Below are 14,537 nucleotides of genomic sequence, written 5' to 3' on the forward strand. Positions count from 1 at the left end.
TCCGGTTCCGGGCCGTCGGTCTGGTTGACCCGCTGCCGCACGGCCTGCTGGTCGGCGGGCAGCAGCTCCGGCAGCGGCTGCACCCAGGCGGCCGGCCCGCGCACCCCGTGCGCGGTGCTCGCCGGGGGCAAGGTGCTCGCCTGTTCGGCGACCGCGCGGGTGGAGGGTATCCGGCGTGGGCTGCGCCGCCGGGAGGCCGAGGGGCGCTGTCCCGAGCTGGTGGTGTTCGAGGACGACCAGACCAGGGACGCGCGGTTGTTCGAGCCGGTGGCGCTGGGGATCGAGCAGCTCGCGCCGGGGATCGAGATCGTGCGGCCGGGGCTGGTCGCGCTGCCCGCGCAGGGGCCGGTGGGGTACTTCGGCGCGGAGGAGGCGGCCGAGCGGCTGGTCGACCAGGTCGGGGCGCTGGCCGGGGTGGAGTGCCAGGTCGGGGTGGCGGACGGGTTGTTCGCCGCCACACTGGCCGCACACCGCGGGGTGCTGGTGCCGCCCGGGGGCAGTCCGGAGTTCTTGGCGCCACTGGGGATCGGTGAGCTGGACCAGCCCGCGGAGCGGTTGGCCGGGCGGGGTGAGCTGGTGGACCTGTTGCGGCGGTTGGGGTTGCGGTCGCTGGGGGAGTTCGGGGCGTTGCCGGAGCGGGAGGTGGCCTCCCGGTTCGGCGCGGCGGCGGTGCGGGCGCACCGGCTGGCGCGCGGACTGGAGGAGCGGCCTGCCGACCGGCGGCTGCCACCGGCGGAACTGGCGGTGGCACAACAACTTGACCCGCCGGTGGAGCGGGTGGACGCGGCCGCGTTCGCGGCGCGGGCGCTGGCCGAGCGGCTGCACACCGTGCTGGCCGCGCGCGGGCTGGCCTGCACCCGGCTGGCCATCCAGGCCCGCACCGAGCACGGCGAGGAGCTGAGCCGGGTGTGGCGGTGCGCGGAACCGTTGACCGCCAACGGGATCGCCGACCGGGTGCGCTGGCAGCTGGACGGCTGGCTGCGGGCGGGCGGGCCGACCGCGGGGATCAACCTGTTGCGGGTGGAGCCGGAGGAGGTGGTGGACGCCGGGGTGCTCCAGCTCGACCTGTGGAAGGGCGAGGGCGCGGCGCAGCTGGCCGAGCGGGCCGGGCGGGCCTTCGTCCGGGTGCAGGGGCTGCTGGGGCCGGAGGCGGTGTGCACCGGGGTGCTCGGTGGCGGACGCGGTCCTGGGGAGCGGGTCCGCTGGGTGCCCTGGGGTGACGAGGCGCGGCCCCGGCACGATCCGGAGCCGCCGTGGCCGGGGCGGCTGCCCGCGCCCTCGCCGACGCTGGTGCCTGCCGAGCCGGTGGCCGCGATCGTGAAGGACCGGCGGGGCAACCTGGTTAGCGTCAGCGCGCGGCAGCGGATCAGCGGGCCGCCGCACGAGGTGACTGTCGAAAGTGGACGGTCGCGGCTGGTTACCGCGTGGGCCGGGCCGTGGACGGTGGAGGAGCGCTGGTGGCTGCCGCCGGAGCTGGGCGCGAACCGGGTGGCCCGGTTGCAGGTGCTGCTGGCGGACGGGCAGGCGTTGCTGCTGGCCTGTGCCAACGGGTCCTGGCAGGTGGAAGGGGTGTACGACTGATGGGGTGGAACAACCCGCCGGTGAGCTGGCGGGAGTTCGAGCAGGCGCTCTCCGGCAGGCCGCGCGATGAGGAGCACCCCGGCGACGGCGGGGACAGCCCGGCCTGGAGCCGGCGGCGGGCGGCGTACGAGCCGGACCTGCCGCCGAGCCAGCTGCCGCCCCGGGTGCCCTACGCGGAGCTGCACTGCCACTCCAACTTCAGCTTCCTGGACGGGGCCAGCCATCCGGAGGAGCTGGCGGCCGAGGCGGCGCGGCTGGGGCTGAGCGCGCTGGCGATCACCGACCACGATGGCATGTACGGGGTGGTGCGCTTCGCCGAGGCGGCCGGGGCGCACGGGCTGGGCACCGTGTTCGGGGCCGAGCTGAGCCTGGGGCTGACCATGCCGCAGAACGGGATCCCGGATCCGGAGGGCAGCCACCTGCTGGTGCTCGCGCGCAACCCGGTCGGCTACGGGTCGCTGTGCCGGGCGATCACCAAGGCGCAGCTGGCTGGCAAGGAGAAGGGCAAGCCGGTCTACGAGCTGGAAGACGTTGCCGCGCAAGCAGACCAGGACTGGCTGGTGCTCACCGGGTGCCGCAAGGGCATGGTGCGCCAGGCGCTGGCCACCGGCGGGCCGGAGGCGGCGGCGCGGGAGCTGGACCGGCTGGTGGCGCTGTTCGGGCGCGACCACGTGGTGGTGGAGCTGACCGACCACGGGCTGCCCGGCGACACCACCCGCAACGACCAGCTGGCGGGCCTGGCCGAGCGGCACGGGCTGCGGGTGGCGGCCACCAACGCGGTGCACTACTCCGCGCCCTCCCGGCACCGGCTGGCCACCGCGATGGCCGCGGTGCGGGCCCGGCGCAGCCTGGACGAGATGGACGGCTGGCTGCCGCCCTCCGGGGCCGCGCACCTGCGCTCCGGCGCGGAGATGGCCGAGCGGTTCCGGCGCTACCCGACCGCCGTGCCTACCGCCGCCGAGCTGGGCATCCGGCTGTCCTTCAACCTCAAGAGCGTCAAGCCGCGGCTGCCGCCCTACCCGGTGGATCCCGGGCACGACGAGGACAGCTTCCTGCGCAGGCAGGTCTACCTGGGGCTGCACAAGCGGGTCGCGGAAGGCGCGAAGTTCGACGAGCAGCGGCGGCAGGTCGAGCACGAGCTGGCGGTGATCAAGGAGCTGGGGTTCGCCGGGTACTTCCTGGTGGTGTGGGACCTGGTGGAGTTCTGCGCCCGCGCGGACATCCTCTGCCAGGGCCGGGGCTCGGCGGCCAACTCGGCGGTGTGCTTCGCACTGGGCATCACGCACGCCGACCCGGTGGAGTACAAGCTGCTGTTCGAGCGGTTCCTGGCGCCGGAGCGGGACGGGCCGCCGGACATCGACCTGGACATCGAGTCCGACCGGCGGGAAGAGGTGATCCAGTACGCCTACGAACGCTACGGCCGCAGCCACGCGGCGCAGGTGGCCAACGTGATCACCTACCGCGGCCGCTCCGCCGTGCGGGACACCGCCAAGGCGCTGGGCTTCTCCACCGGGCAGCAGGACGCCTGGAGCAAGCAGATCGAGCGCTGGGGCCCGATGGAGTCCACTGTGGACGACACCGAGATCCCGCTGCCGGTGCTGGAGCTGGCCGCCGAGCTGGAAGGCGCGCCCCGGCACCTGGGCATCCACTCCGGCGGCATGGTCATCTCCGAGCAGCCGATCGGCGAGACCTGCCCGGTGGAGTGGGCGCGGATGGCCAACCGCAGCGTGCTGCAGTGGGACAAGGACGACTGCGCGGCCATGGGACTGGTCAAGTTCGACCTGCTCGGCCTCGGCATGCTCTCCGCGCTGCACTACATGATCGACCTGGTCGCCGAGCACCACGGCCGGACGGTCACCCTGCACCAGCTCGGCCAGGACCTGGCCGATCCGGCGGTGTACGAGATGCTGCGCAGGGCGGACGCGATCGGCGTGTTCCAGGTGGAGAGCAGGGCCCAGCTGGCCACCCTGCCCCGGATGCGGCCGGAGAAGTTCTACGACCTGGTGGTGGAGGTCGCGCTGATCCGGCCCGGCCCGATCCAGGGCGGTTCGGTGCACCCCTACATCCGCCGCCGCAACGGCAAGGAGGAGATCACCTACGAGCATCCGCTGCTGAAGAAAGCGCTGGCGAAAACCCTTGGCGTGCCGCTGTTCCAGGAGCAGCTGATGCAGATCGCGGTGGAGGTGGCCGGTTTCTCCGCGGCCGAGGCGGACGAGCTGCGCCGGGCCATGGGGGCCAAGCGTTCCGGGGAGCGGATGGCCCGGCTGAAGGACCGGTTCTTCAGCGGTATGGCCCGCAACGGGATCACCGGGGACACCGCGCAGCGGATCTACGACAAGCTGGTGGCCTTCGCCAACTTCGGCTTCCCGGAGAGCCACGCGCTCAGCTTCGCGCTGCTGGTCTACGCGAGCAGCTGGTTCAAGCTGTACTACCCGGCCGCGTTCTGCGCCGCCCTGCTGCGCGCGCAGCCGATGGGCTTCTACTCGCCGCAGTCCCTGGTCGCCGACGCCAGGCGGCACGGCGTGACCGTGCTCGGCCCGGACATCAACGCCAGCCTGCCGCACGCCGGGCTGGAGCCTGGTGAAGCGGGGAAACCGGTGGTGCGACTGGGTTTGGGCTCGGTGCGCACGGTGGGCATGCCGCTGGCCGAGCGGATCGTGGCCGCGCGCGCCGAGGGACCGTATGCCGACATGGTGGACCTGGCCCGCCGCTGCAAGCTGACCCTGCCGCAGCTGGAGGCGCTGGCCACCTCGGGCGCGTTCAGCTGCTTCGGGCTCAACCGCAGGGCCGCGCTGTGGGCCGCGGGCGCGGTGGCCAGGGAGGGACCGGGCAGCCTGCCGGGCACCACGGTCGGGGTGACCGCGCCGCCGCTGCCCGGCATGGACGCGCTGGAGCAGGCGGTCGCCGACGTGTGGGCCACCGGCATCTCCCCGGACAGCTACCCGATCCAGTTCCTGCGCGAGAAGCTGACCGCGCGCGGCGTGCTGACCACCGCCGAACTGTCCACTGTGGACAACGGTCGGCGGGTGGCGGTGGGTGGCGCGGTGACCCACCGGCAGCGCCCGGCCACCGCGGGCGGGGTCACCTTCCTCAACCTGGAGGACGAGACCGGCATGGTGAACGTGGTGTGCACGCAGGGCGTGTGGGCCCGGTACCGGCGGATCGCGCGGCAGAGTTCGGCGGTGGTGGTGCGCGGGGTGCTGGAGAAGGCGCAGGGGGTGATCAGCCTGCGGGCCGAGCACCTGTCCGCGCTGGACCTGCGGATCCCGGTGCGCTCACGGGACTTCCAGTGAGCGCACCGGGCCGCGGGGTTCAGCGCATGGCCGAGGTGATCTCCTTGGCCCACTCCCACGGGCGGGCGGTGCCGCCGGGGTTGGAGTTGAAGTACTCCCAGCCGTCCACGCCGCCGAAGGTCGGGTACTTCTGCACCAGCGACCGGATGGTGTTCTTCAGCTTGTCCAGCTCCACGTAACCGCCGCAGGAGGCCGGGTTGGTGATCACGCCCGCGACCACCTTGGCCGGCGGGATGAGCTTGCGGCCGATGATCCGGTCGTAGCCCGCGGTGTCGGCCATGCTGCCCCAGCCGCAGTAGAACTGGGCGTTGAACCAGTTGATCTGGCTGCCGCGTTCCCGGTACAGCGTCTCGTAGTTGAAGCCGGAGATGTTGCCGCCGCCGTAGAGCGCGCTGGCCACCGGGGCGAGCGTGATCAGGAAGCTGCTGCCGAAGTCCTTGCGCAGCGCATCGATCAGCTTGGTGATACCGGCCTGGGACATCTTCTCCTCGACGTCGAGGTCGACGCCGTTGAGCCCGTAGGTGGTGATCACGTTCTTCAGCAGCGGGTAGAAGGTGGCGAAGTCGCGTTCCAGGTTCGCGTAGGTGCCCTGGGCCGCACCGCCGACCATGCCGATCACGTTGATCCCTCGGTCCCGCATGGACTTGAGGTCCTGCCACATCTGGGTGTAGCGCTCGTGCGCCGGCGGGTGGTCGTTGAGGTGCACCGACTTGTCCGCGTTGAGGTGGATCGCGGCCACGATGACGTCGGTGACCCCGGTGTTGTTGGTCAGCAGCGGCAGCGGCGAGACGTAGTCACCGGTGGCCCCGTTGCTGTACTGGGTCTGGTAGTAGACGACCGTGCGCTTGTGCGGCGCGGCCTGCGCCGGAGTGGCCAGTGACAGCAGCAGGACCAGCGTCCCGGCCGCGGTGAGCAGCTTCCGCATCAGTGATCTCCTTGGCTGGCAGGGTTTCGCGGGAGCCGAACGGTGACGATCTCGAACGGCCGCAGACTCAGCTCGAACCCGTTGCCGGTCACCTCGTACTCGGTGGTGTCGTTCCAGCGGCGTTCCAGGAGGTCGGTGGAGTAGGCGGCGGTGATCTCCGCGCCGATGGCCAGACGCGCCCTGGCGCGGCAGCCGAGGGCCTCGTAGAGCCGGAGCACCAGGTCGCCGCTCTGGTCGTCGGCGAGCTTGACCGACTCGACCACCACGCCCGGGTTGTCCACCGTGACGATCGGGCTGACGGCAGCCCCGGAACCGGAAACCACCCGCTCCGGCAGGTTGATCCGGTACCCGGCGCGCACCGCGTCCGCCTTGTCCGCGCCGAGCACCAGCGCGTGCCGGAACCGGTGCACGCCGTGGTCGGTCTCCGGGTCGGGGAAGCGCGGCGCGCGCAGCAGCGAGGCCCTGATCACGCTGACCGTGCCGCCGCCCTCCCGCGCGGCCCTGCTGATGTCGTGGCCGTAGGTGGAGTCGTTGGCCAGCGCCACCCCGTAGTCCGGTTCGCCCAGGTGCACCCAGCGGTGCGCGCAGATCTCGAACTTGGCCGCGTCCCAGCTGGTGTTGGTGTGCGTCGGCCGGTACACGTGCCCGAACTGGGTCTCCGCGGCCACCCGGTCGGACTGCACGTCCACCGGGAAGCTCAGCTTGAGGAACTTCTCCGTCTCGTGCCAGTCCACCTCGGTGTCGATCTCCACGCAGCGGCTGCCCGCGCGCAGGGTGAGCAGCTGGGTCACCGTGGAGGCGGAGAACGAGCGCTGGATCCGCAGGGTGGCCAGCTCCGGCGAGTTGGTCTCCACGCTGACCAGCTCCGCCTCGGTCAGGTCGGTGACCTTGTTGCGGTAGAAGGAGTCCACGTCCCAGGCGTCCCACATGTTCGGGAAGTCCGGGTGCAGCTGCAACAGGTTCGCCCGCGCGCCGGGGGCGATGACCTCGCGGTCGGCGGCCAGGTCGTGGATCGAGCTGATCAGGCCGTCGGCGTCCACCGTCACCGACAGGAACTCGTTGCCCAGCACCGTGACACCGTCCACAGTGGACATCGAGACGGGATGCCCGGCGAACTCGCCGCGGGTCAGCGCGCCTGCGGCCGGGACCTCCGCGTGGGCGTGCGGGGCCGCGTTGAACACCATTGGCGCGTCCCCGGCGCCGGCCAGGGCCTGTTGCGCCACACCGATGATCTCGTTCAGCTCGTCGGCGACCGCGGCGTAGGTCTCCTCGGCCTCCCGGTGCACCCAGGCGATCGAGGAGCCGGGCAGGATGTCGTGGAACTGGTTGGTGAGCACCAGCTTCCACAGCCGGTCCAGCCGCTCGTACGGGTAGTCCGCGCCCAGCCGCACCGCCGCGGTGGCCGCCCACAGCTCGGCCTCGCGCAGCAGGTGCTCGCTGCGCCGGTTGCCCTGCTTGGTCTTGGCCTGGCTGGTGTAGGTGCCGCGGTGGAACTCCAGGTACAGCTCGCCCACCCACACCGGCGCGTCCGGGTACTCCTGTTCGGCCTTGCGGAAGAACTCCGCGGGCGGCTCCACGGTGACCCTGGTCGAGCCCTCCAGGTCGGTCAGCCGGGCCGCGCGGGCCAGCATCTCCCTGGTGGGGCCGCCACCGCCGTCGCCCCAGCCGAACGGGACCAGCGAGCGGGTCGCCTTGCCCTTCTCCTGGTAGTTGCGCGCGGCGTGCGCCAGCTCCTTGCCGCTGAGCTCGGAGTTGTAGGTGTCCGCGGGCGGGAAGTGGGTGAAGATCCGGGTGCCGTCCAGGCCCTCCCACCAGAAGGTGTGGTGCGGGAACTTGTTGGTCTGGTTCCAGCTGATCTTCTGGGTGAGGAACCAGCGGGAGGCCGACAGGCGCACCAGCTGCGGCAGCGCGGCGGTGTAGCCGAAGGAGTCCGGCAGCCACACCTCGTTGGTCTCGATGCCGAAGCGGGAGGCGAAGTAGTTCTTGCCGTGGGTGAACTGCCGGGCCATCGCCTCCGCACCGGGCATGTTGGTGTCCGACTCCACCCACATCCCGCCCACCGGCACGAACTGGCCGGTGGCGATCTTCTCCTTGACCCTGGCGAAGACCTTCGGGTGGTGCTCCTCGATCCAGGCCAGCTGCTGGGCCTGGGACATGGCGAAGTGGAAGCCGGGGTGCTCGTCCATCAGGTTGGTCACGTTGGAGGCGGTGCGCGCGACCTTGCGCACGGTCTCCCGCAGCGGCCACAGCCAGGCCGAGTCGATGTGCGCGTGCCCGATCGCGGAGACCTGGTGCGCGCTGGTGTGCGCGGGACGGCTGAGCATGTCCACCAGCTCGGCGCGGGCCGCGCTCGCGGTGCCGCCGACGTCCTGCAGATCCACCGCGTCGATGGCCCGGTCCAGCGCGCGCAGCAGCTCCCAGCGGCGGGCCTCGGTCAGCGGCAGCTCCAGCATCAGCTGGTAGAGCACCTCGATGTCCTGCACCAGCTGCCACACCTGGTGGTCGAACACGGCCAGGTCAGCGCGCGCGATCCGGTACAGCGGCTCGTCACTGGAGGTCAGCCGGTCGCCCTGCTGGGTGGGCTGGAACGGGACGTAGTCCAGCAGCACCGGGTTGGCCGCGGCCTCCAGGTAGTAGACGACCTCCTGGCCGCCCTGGGCCGGATCGCCCACCGGCAGCCAGGTGTTGCGCGGGTTGAGGCCCTTCACCGGGCTGCCGTCGGCGCGGTAGGCCAGGCCCTCGCACTGGAAGCCGGTCATCTTGTCGTCGAAGCCGAGGTCGAAGACCAGCTCCACGGCCAGCCCCGCCCACTCCGCCGGCACCGTGCCGGTGAGCCGGAACCAGCTGGTGCCCCAGGCCGGACCCCATTGCGCGCCAACGGAAGTCGGCTGGTACTCGGCGGCGAGACCCTCGGCCGCCGGCACCGGCTCACCGGGGGCGTGCCACACGGCGAGGTCCACGCCGACCGAGTTGGGGTAGATCGCGGGGCGGATCCGCTCCCGCAGCACCCGCTCGATGCGGCCCTCGATCAGCTTGTGGTCGTCATGCATGCTTGCTACTCCAGACGTCCGGCACGTGCACAACCTCGGAAATGCCCCGTGTGGTCAGGTGTTCGGTGTCCCGCGCGCGCGAGGCGAGCACGACCGCCGGGCGGGCGCCGCGCACCGCGAGCTCCAGCCAGGCCTCGAAGAACTCGCCGCCGGGGCCGCAGGTCGAGCGGCCGGGCGCGGTGCGCTCCTCGCCGACATCCAGCACCAGCGCGGTCCTCCGGGGCGCGGCAACGGGTTTAGTCGCGGCGATGGCCTCGGCGACCGCCTGCCCGGCCGGCTTGCGCTGGTTGTCGTTGGTGAACAGGCCGAGGCCGTACTCCAGCTCCGGGAAGTCGGCCAGTTCCCGGCTGACGTCGTGCGAGCACCACCAGGTGATGCCCCACAGGTCCGGGCAGGTCAGCGCGTTCGCCACGGTACGAGCGGCGAACTCGCCCGCGCGCTCGGCCGGGATGTGCGGGGCCGGTGCGCCGACCTCTTGCAGCCACACCGGATGTCCCGGCTCGCCCCAGGCGGCGGCCAGCTCGACCTGGTACTCGGCGTAGTGCGCGGTGGCCGCGGAGTCGCCGCCGTAGCGCTGCGCGGTGCCGTTGAACACCCAGGAGTGCACGTTGGTGGCCGCGCCGATCCGGGCCGCGTGCGCCGGGGTGAACGGGTGCCCGTCCTGCAACCACACCGCGTCGTAGGCGCAGTGCGTGTGGAACTTGCCGGGCGCGCCGTCCTCGCAGGCGGCCAGCAACCGGGTGAGCCAGTCCCCGGCCTCGGCCACCGACAGCGGGTCCGGGTCCGGGTGCGGCTTGTCGGAGAACTGGTTGACCTCGTTGCCCAGGGTCAGGCCGAGGAAGTTGGGCCGCCCGGCCAGCGCGGTGGCCAGCGTGCGCAGGTAGAAGGCTTCCCCGGCAACGACATCCGGATCGGTGAACAGGTTTCGCCGGTGCCAGCTGACCGTCCACGATGGACGGAAGTCGAAGCTGGACAGGTGGCCCTGCAAGCCGTCCACCGCCACGTCCAGGCCGCGTTCGCCCGCCGCGTCCACCACGGCCAGCAGGTCCTCGACCGCCTTGGCGCGCACCAGGGTCCGGTTCGGCTGGAACACCGGCCACAGCGGGAACACCCGGATGTGGTCCAGGCCAAGGCCCGCGATGGAGTCCAGGTCCCGCCGCACCGCGTCCAGGTCGAAGTCCAGCCAGTGGAAGAACCAGCCCTGCGCAGGTGTGTAGTTGACGCCGAATCGCACGCTCAACCCTTCACCGCCCCCTCACCCACCCCGCGGAAGAAGTACCGCTGGAGGCTCACGAACATCAGGATCAGCGGGGCCACGGCGATGATGGTGCCCGCCGCGACCAGCCGCTGGTCAAGGGCGAAGGTGCCCTTGAGGTAGTTGAGGCCGATGGTGAGCGTGTAGTTCTCCGGGTTGCTCAGCACGATCAGCGGCCACAGGAAGTCGTCCCAGCTGAACATGAAGGAGAAGATCGCCACCACCGCCACCGAGCCCTTCACCGAGGGCAGCGCGACCCTGGTGAACCGCTGCCAGGCGTTCGCCCCGTCGATCACCGCGGCCTCCTCCACCGCCTGCGGCAGCGCGCTGAAGGCGTTGCGCATCAACAAGACGTTGAGCGCGCCGACCGCGCCGGGCAGCACCACCGCGACCAGCGTGTCGGCCAGGCCGAAGCTGCGCATCATCAGGAACAGCGAGACCAGGATCGCCTCGCCCGGCACCAGCAGCGCGAGCAGGAAGGCCAGCGTGGCGAAGCCGCGGCCACGGAAACGCATGCGGGACAGGGCGTATCCGGCCATGGACGCGCCGAGGCAGTTGAGCACCACGTTGGCGCTGGCCACCATCAGCGAGTTCAGCGCGAAGTCCCACACCGGGACCACGTCGGCGACCTTGCCGTAGTTGGTCAGCGTCGGATCGCTGGGCAGGAACGCGGGCGGATAGCTGTAGATGTCCTCGCCGACGCCCTTGAGCGAGGTGGACAGCTGCCACAGGAACGGGCCGATGGACAGCAGCAGCACGCCCAGCAGCAACGCGTACCGGAGCACGAGCCTCACTCGTCCTCCTTCCGGTTCAGCCGCAGCACCAGCAGCATCAGGCCGAGGGTGAGCACGAACAGCACCAGGCTCAGCGCCGAGGCGTAGCCGATGTCGCCGTTGAGGCCGGTGCCGGCCTGGCGCATCAGCATCACCAGCGTGATGTCCGCGCCGCCCGGCCCGCCGGAGTTGCCGGAGAGGATGAAGACCTCGGAGAACACCCGGAACGCGGCCACCGCGGACAGCGCGGCCACCAGCACCATGGTGGAGCGGATGGTCGGCACGGTGATGGAGAAGAAGCGCCGGACCGGCCCCGCCCCGTCCACCTCGGCCGCCTCGTGCAGCTCCTTGGGCACGTTCGCCAGCGCCGCCAGGTAGATGATCATGTAGTAACCCAGGCCCTTCCACACCGTCACGACCATCGCGCTGATCAGCAGCAGGTTCGCATCGGTCAGGAAGGGCACCGGTTCGGAGACGATCCGCAGGCCCTGCAACAGGCTGTTCACCAGGCCGCGGCTGTCCAGCAGCCAGGTCCAGATCAGCCCGACCACCACGATGGAGGCCACCACCGGGGTGTAGAAGGCGGAGCGGAAGAAGGCGATGCCCGGCACCTGCTTCTGCACCAGCAAGGCCAGCAGCAGCGGCAGGAAGACCAGCGCGGGCACCACCCCGACCACGTACAGCGCGCTGTTGGTGATCGCGGTCCAGAACTGCGGGTCGTCCAGCATCCGGCTGAAGTTGTCCAGCCCGGTGAACTTCCCGCCGCCGAGCGCGGTGGCGTCGGTGAAGGACAGCAGCAGCGTGTTGAGGAACGGGTAGACGCTGAACAGGACCACGACCGCCAGGCCGGGCACCAGGAACAGCCACGGGGTCAGCCACCACTCCCGGCGCAGCGGCTTGCGGAGCAGCTCAGCCATTGGGGCGCAACAGCTTGTCGCACTGCGCGACCGCGTTGTCCAGTGCCTGCTTGGCGGACTGCTTGCCCAGCATGGCGTTGGCGATCTCGTTGCGCAGGATGGTCTTCATCTGATCGGAGAGCTGCACCGGGGTGTAGTTCACCGCGCCGGCCAGCTGCTTGGCCGCGGCCACCCGGACCCGGCCCACGTCGGTGCCGTCCTCGCTGGTGAAGAACGGATCGTCCAGGGTGCCCGTGGTGCTCGGGAACACCGTGACGATCTTGGCGAAGCCGAGCTGGTTCTTGGCGTTGGTGACGAAGCGGGCGAAGGCGATCGCGGTCGGCTTGTTCTTGCTCTGCGCGGCGATCGAGAGGCCCTGCAGGTACATGTTGGCCTTGCCGGTGTTGGTCATCGGCTCGGTGATGCCGATGTTGTTGTACAGGCCGGGCGCGTCGGTGCGGAACTTCTGCAGGTCGTAGGCGCTGCCGGAGGAGAGCGCGATCTGCTGGGCGAGGAACTTCGCGCCGGAGCCGGTGTAGGTGGCGCTGAGCGCCTCGGGCAGCAGCGCCTTGGCGTCGTACATGGCCTTGTACAGCTCGACCAGCTGCACACCCTTGGCGTCATTGAAGGTGAACTTGGTGCCGCCCTCGTCCATCAGCGACACGCCGAAGAGGCCGAAGTCCTCGATGCCGGGGGTCTGGCCGAGCATGGCGACCTTGCCGCCGCTCGCGCTGGCCAGCCGCAGCGCCTGTTCCTTGAGCTCGTCGTATGTCTTCGGCGGCTTCGCGGGGTCCAGGCCGTTCTGGCTGAACAGCTGCTTGTTGTAGAAGTTCGGGCCGGTGTTGAGGTACCAGGGGAAGGCCGCGTTGCGCCGCCGCGCCGGGTCCGGCGAGGGCATCACGTAGCCCTGCCAGGCGTTGGGCAGGTAGTCCTTCTTCGCCTCGGGGGCCGCGGTGTCCAGGTCCAGCAACAGCTTCTTCTGGTACAGCGGGTAGGCCAGGTCCGGCGAGAGGTTCATGATGTCCGGCAGCGTGCCCGCGCTGGCGTCCGCGCTGAGCTTGTCCGCGTAGCCGTCGGCGGGCTGGTCCAGCCACTCGACCTTGGTGCCGGGGTGCTGCTTCTCGAACTCGGCGATCAGGCCGGTGAAGTAGTCGCCGAACTTGCTCTTGAGGTTCCAGGTCTGGAAGCTGACCTGCCCCTTGACCTCGCCGGTGACCGCCTGGGCCGGCTGCTGTTCGCCGGAGCCGCTCAGGCCGCAGGCGGACAGGGTGAGAACCGTTGTCGTCATCGCGGCCAACACCGTTGTCGACCCTCTGGCAAGGCGCATGGCGAGAACTCCTTCGGCGGGATTCAGGTGGGCAAAAAATGCGCTGTCCGACCGGCTGCGTCAACACCGGAGAGTAGCCCTGTCCACTTTCTTGTCCAGTACTTGACAGGCCGCGTTCACACGGGCGACAGTGCCAGAACTAATGCGCTTTACCTCGGAATCGATAAACCGCTTTACTTCGGGAGGTGTCCGCCGGTGGAGGCAAGCGCCAAACGGGTCACCATCAGGGACATCGCCCGCGCCGCGGGGGTCTCGGAGAGCGCGGTGTCCTTCGCGCTGAACAACCGGCCCGGCGTGTCCGAGCAGACCCGCAGGCGCATCATGCAGGTGGCCGAGGAACTCGACTGGCGACCCAACAGCGCGGCCCGCGCGCTGTCCGCGGCCAAGACCGACACGGTCGGCCTGGTGTTCGCCAGACCGGCCGCCACCCTGGGTGTCGAGCCATTCTTCCTGCAACTGGTCTCCGGAATTCAGACCGCGCTGGCCCGCAGTTCCACCGCACTGCTCTTCCAGGTGGTGGAAGACCTTTCCGCCGAATGCGAGCTGTACCGCCGCTGGTGGGCCGAGCGCCGGGTGGCCGGCCTGCTCGTGGTGGACCCCAGGCTGGTCGACCCACGCCCGGCGCTGCTGGCCAAGCTCGGCGTGCCCGCCCTGGTGATAGGAGGCCCGTGCCCCGGTGGCACACCCAGCATCTGGGTGGACGACGCGGCGGCCATGGGCGCCATCGTCGACCACCTGGTCGGCCTGGGCCACCGGCGGATCGCGCACATCGCCGGCCTGCCAAGGCTGATCCACACCGAACGCCGGGTCCGCTCCTTCCAGCAGGCCATGCAGCGCCACGGCCTGGCCGCGGAGCCTTCGCTGGCCACCGACTACAGCGTCGAAGCGGGCGCGCACGCCACCCGCACCCTGCTCACCGCGGCCACCCGCCCGAGCGCGGTGGTCTACGACAACGACGTGATGGCCGTGGCGGGCCTGAGCGAAGCGGCCAAGCTCGGCATCCGGGTGCCCGAGGAGCTCTCCGTGGTCGCCTGGGACGACTCCGCCCTCTGCCGCCTGACCCACCCCCAGCTCACCGCCCTGGTCCGGGACACCGCGGCCTTCGGCGCCCGCGCGGCCCGGCGGCTGCTCGGACTGGTGGGCGGGTTGCCCGCGCAGGACGTGCAGGACGAGCTGCCGCGACTGGAACCGAGGGGGAGCACCGCACCGCCTGTCGGGGGTAGTGGGTAGCGTCGTCGCGGTGTGGCGGGGCGGGAGCGAGACGACGGGTGGCCGCGTGCTTTCCCGTCCCTCCGGGGCAACCCCGGGGAGCGGTTCTCCAGCTGGACAGTGCGCCCCGCGTGGTTCGGTACGCTCCGCGTGCGGATCCCACGCGGCGGACGAAGGAAGAGGTCGCCCCGCCCCGCCACACACCTTGGATCGCCTCCCGCACCCCGC

The 14,537-nt window shown here is 71.0% G+C and carries 9 protein-coding genes; 3 read left to right on the forward strand and 6 right to left on the reverse strand.

Features of this window, described 5'->3' with window-relative positions:
• Positions 1–114: 114 nt before the first annotated feature.
• Both ACWDY5_RS24755 and ACWDY5_RS24760 read left to right on the forward strand, forming a co-directional pair.
• Positions 115–1,581, forward strand: coding sequence for a DNA polymerase Y family protein (locus ACWDY5_RS24755; RefSeq protein ID WP_449724549.1), 1,467 nt, complete (start codon positions 115–117; stop codon positions 1,579–1,581).
• Entirely contained in the window at positions 1,581–4,874 is a 3,294-nt protein-coding gene (locus ACWDY5_RS24760) for an error-prone DNA polymerase (protein WP_449724550.1), read from the forward strand. Before ACWDY5_RS24755 ends, ACWDY5_RS24760 begins: the two co-directional genes overlap by 1 nt.
• 19 nt (positions 4,875–4,893) lie before the next feature.
• Here the strand turns inward: ACWDY5_RS24760 and ACWDY5_RS24765 are convergent, their stop codons facing one another.
• From ACWDY5_RS24765 to ACWDY5_RS24790, 6 genes are read right to left on the reverse strand one after another with little or no spacing between them, the layout of a single operon-like run.
• A complete protein-coding gene (locus ACWDY5_RS24765; RefSeq protein WP_449724551.1) occupies positions 4,894–5,799 on the reverse strand; it encodes a glycosyl hydrolase family 18 protein in 906 nt (301 codons plus the stop codon).
• Positions 5,799–8,849: an alpha-mannosidase gene (locus ACWDY5_RS24770; RefSeq protein WP_449724552.1), complete on the reverse strand. Its 3,051-nt coding sequence runs from the start codon at positions 8,847–8,849 to the stop codon at positions 5,799–5,801. The genes ACWDY5_RS24765 and ACWDY5_RS24770 overlap by 1 nt, the downstream gene beginning before the upstream one ends.
• Positions 8,842–10,083, reverse strand: a complete 1,242-nt coding sequence (locus ACWDY5_RS24775) for a glycoside hydrolase 5 family protein (RefSeq protein WP_449724644.1) — start codon at positions 10,081–10,083, stop codon at positions 8,842–8,844. The genes ACWDY5_RS24770 and ACWDY5_RS24775 overlap by 8 nt, the downstream gene beginning before the upstream one ends.
• 2 nt (positions 10,084–10,085) lie before the next feature.
• Positions 10,086–10,898 carry a carbohydrate ABC transporter permease gene (locus ACWDY5_RS24780; protein WP_449724553.1) on the reverse strand — a complete coding sequence of 271 codons (813 nt, stop codon included), beginning with the start codon at positions 10,896–10,898 and terminating at the stop codon, positions 10,086–10,088.
• Positions 10,895–11,794, reverse strand: a complete 900-nt coding sequence (locus ACWDY5_RS24785) for a carbohydrate ABC transporter permease (RefSeq protein ID WP_449724554.1) — start codon at positions 11,792–11,794, stop codon at positions 10,895–10,897. Before ACWDY5_RS24785 ends, ACWDY5_RS24780 begins: the two co-directional genes overlap by 4 nt.
• Positions 11,787–13,061, reverse strand: a complete 1,275-nt coding sequence (locus ACWDY5_RS24790) for an ABC transporter substrate-binding protein (protein WP_449724555.1) — start codon at positions 13,059–13,061, stop codon at positions 11,787–11,789. Before ACWDY5_RS24790 ends, ACWDY5_RS24785 begins: the two co-directional genes overlap by 8 nt.
• Positions 13,062–13,295: 234 nt before the next feature.
• Here ACWDY5_RS24790 and ACWDY5_RS24795 point away from each other — a divergent pair, with 234 nt between their 5' ends.
• Positions 13,296–14,330 (forward strand): LacI family DNA-binding transcriptional regulator, encoded by a 1,035-nt coding sequence (locus ACWDY5_RS24795; RefSeq protein ID WP_449724556.1) that lies wholly within the window; start codon positions 13,296–13,298, stop codon positions 14,328–14,330.
• Positions 14,331–14,537: the final 207 nt, after the last annotated feature.

The sequence above is a fragment of the Crossiella sp. NPDC003009 genome, assembly GCF_053591555.1.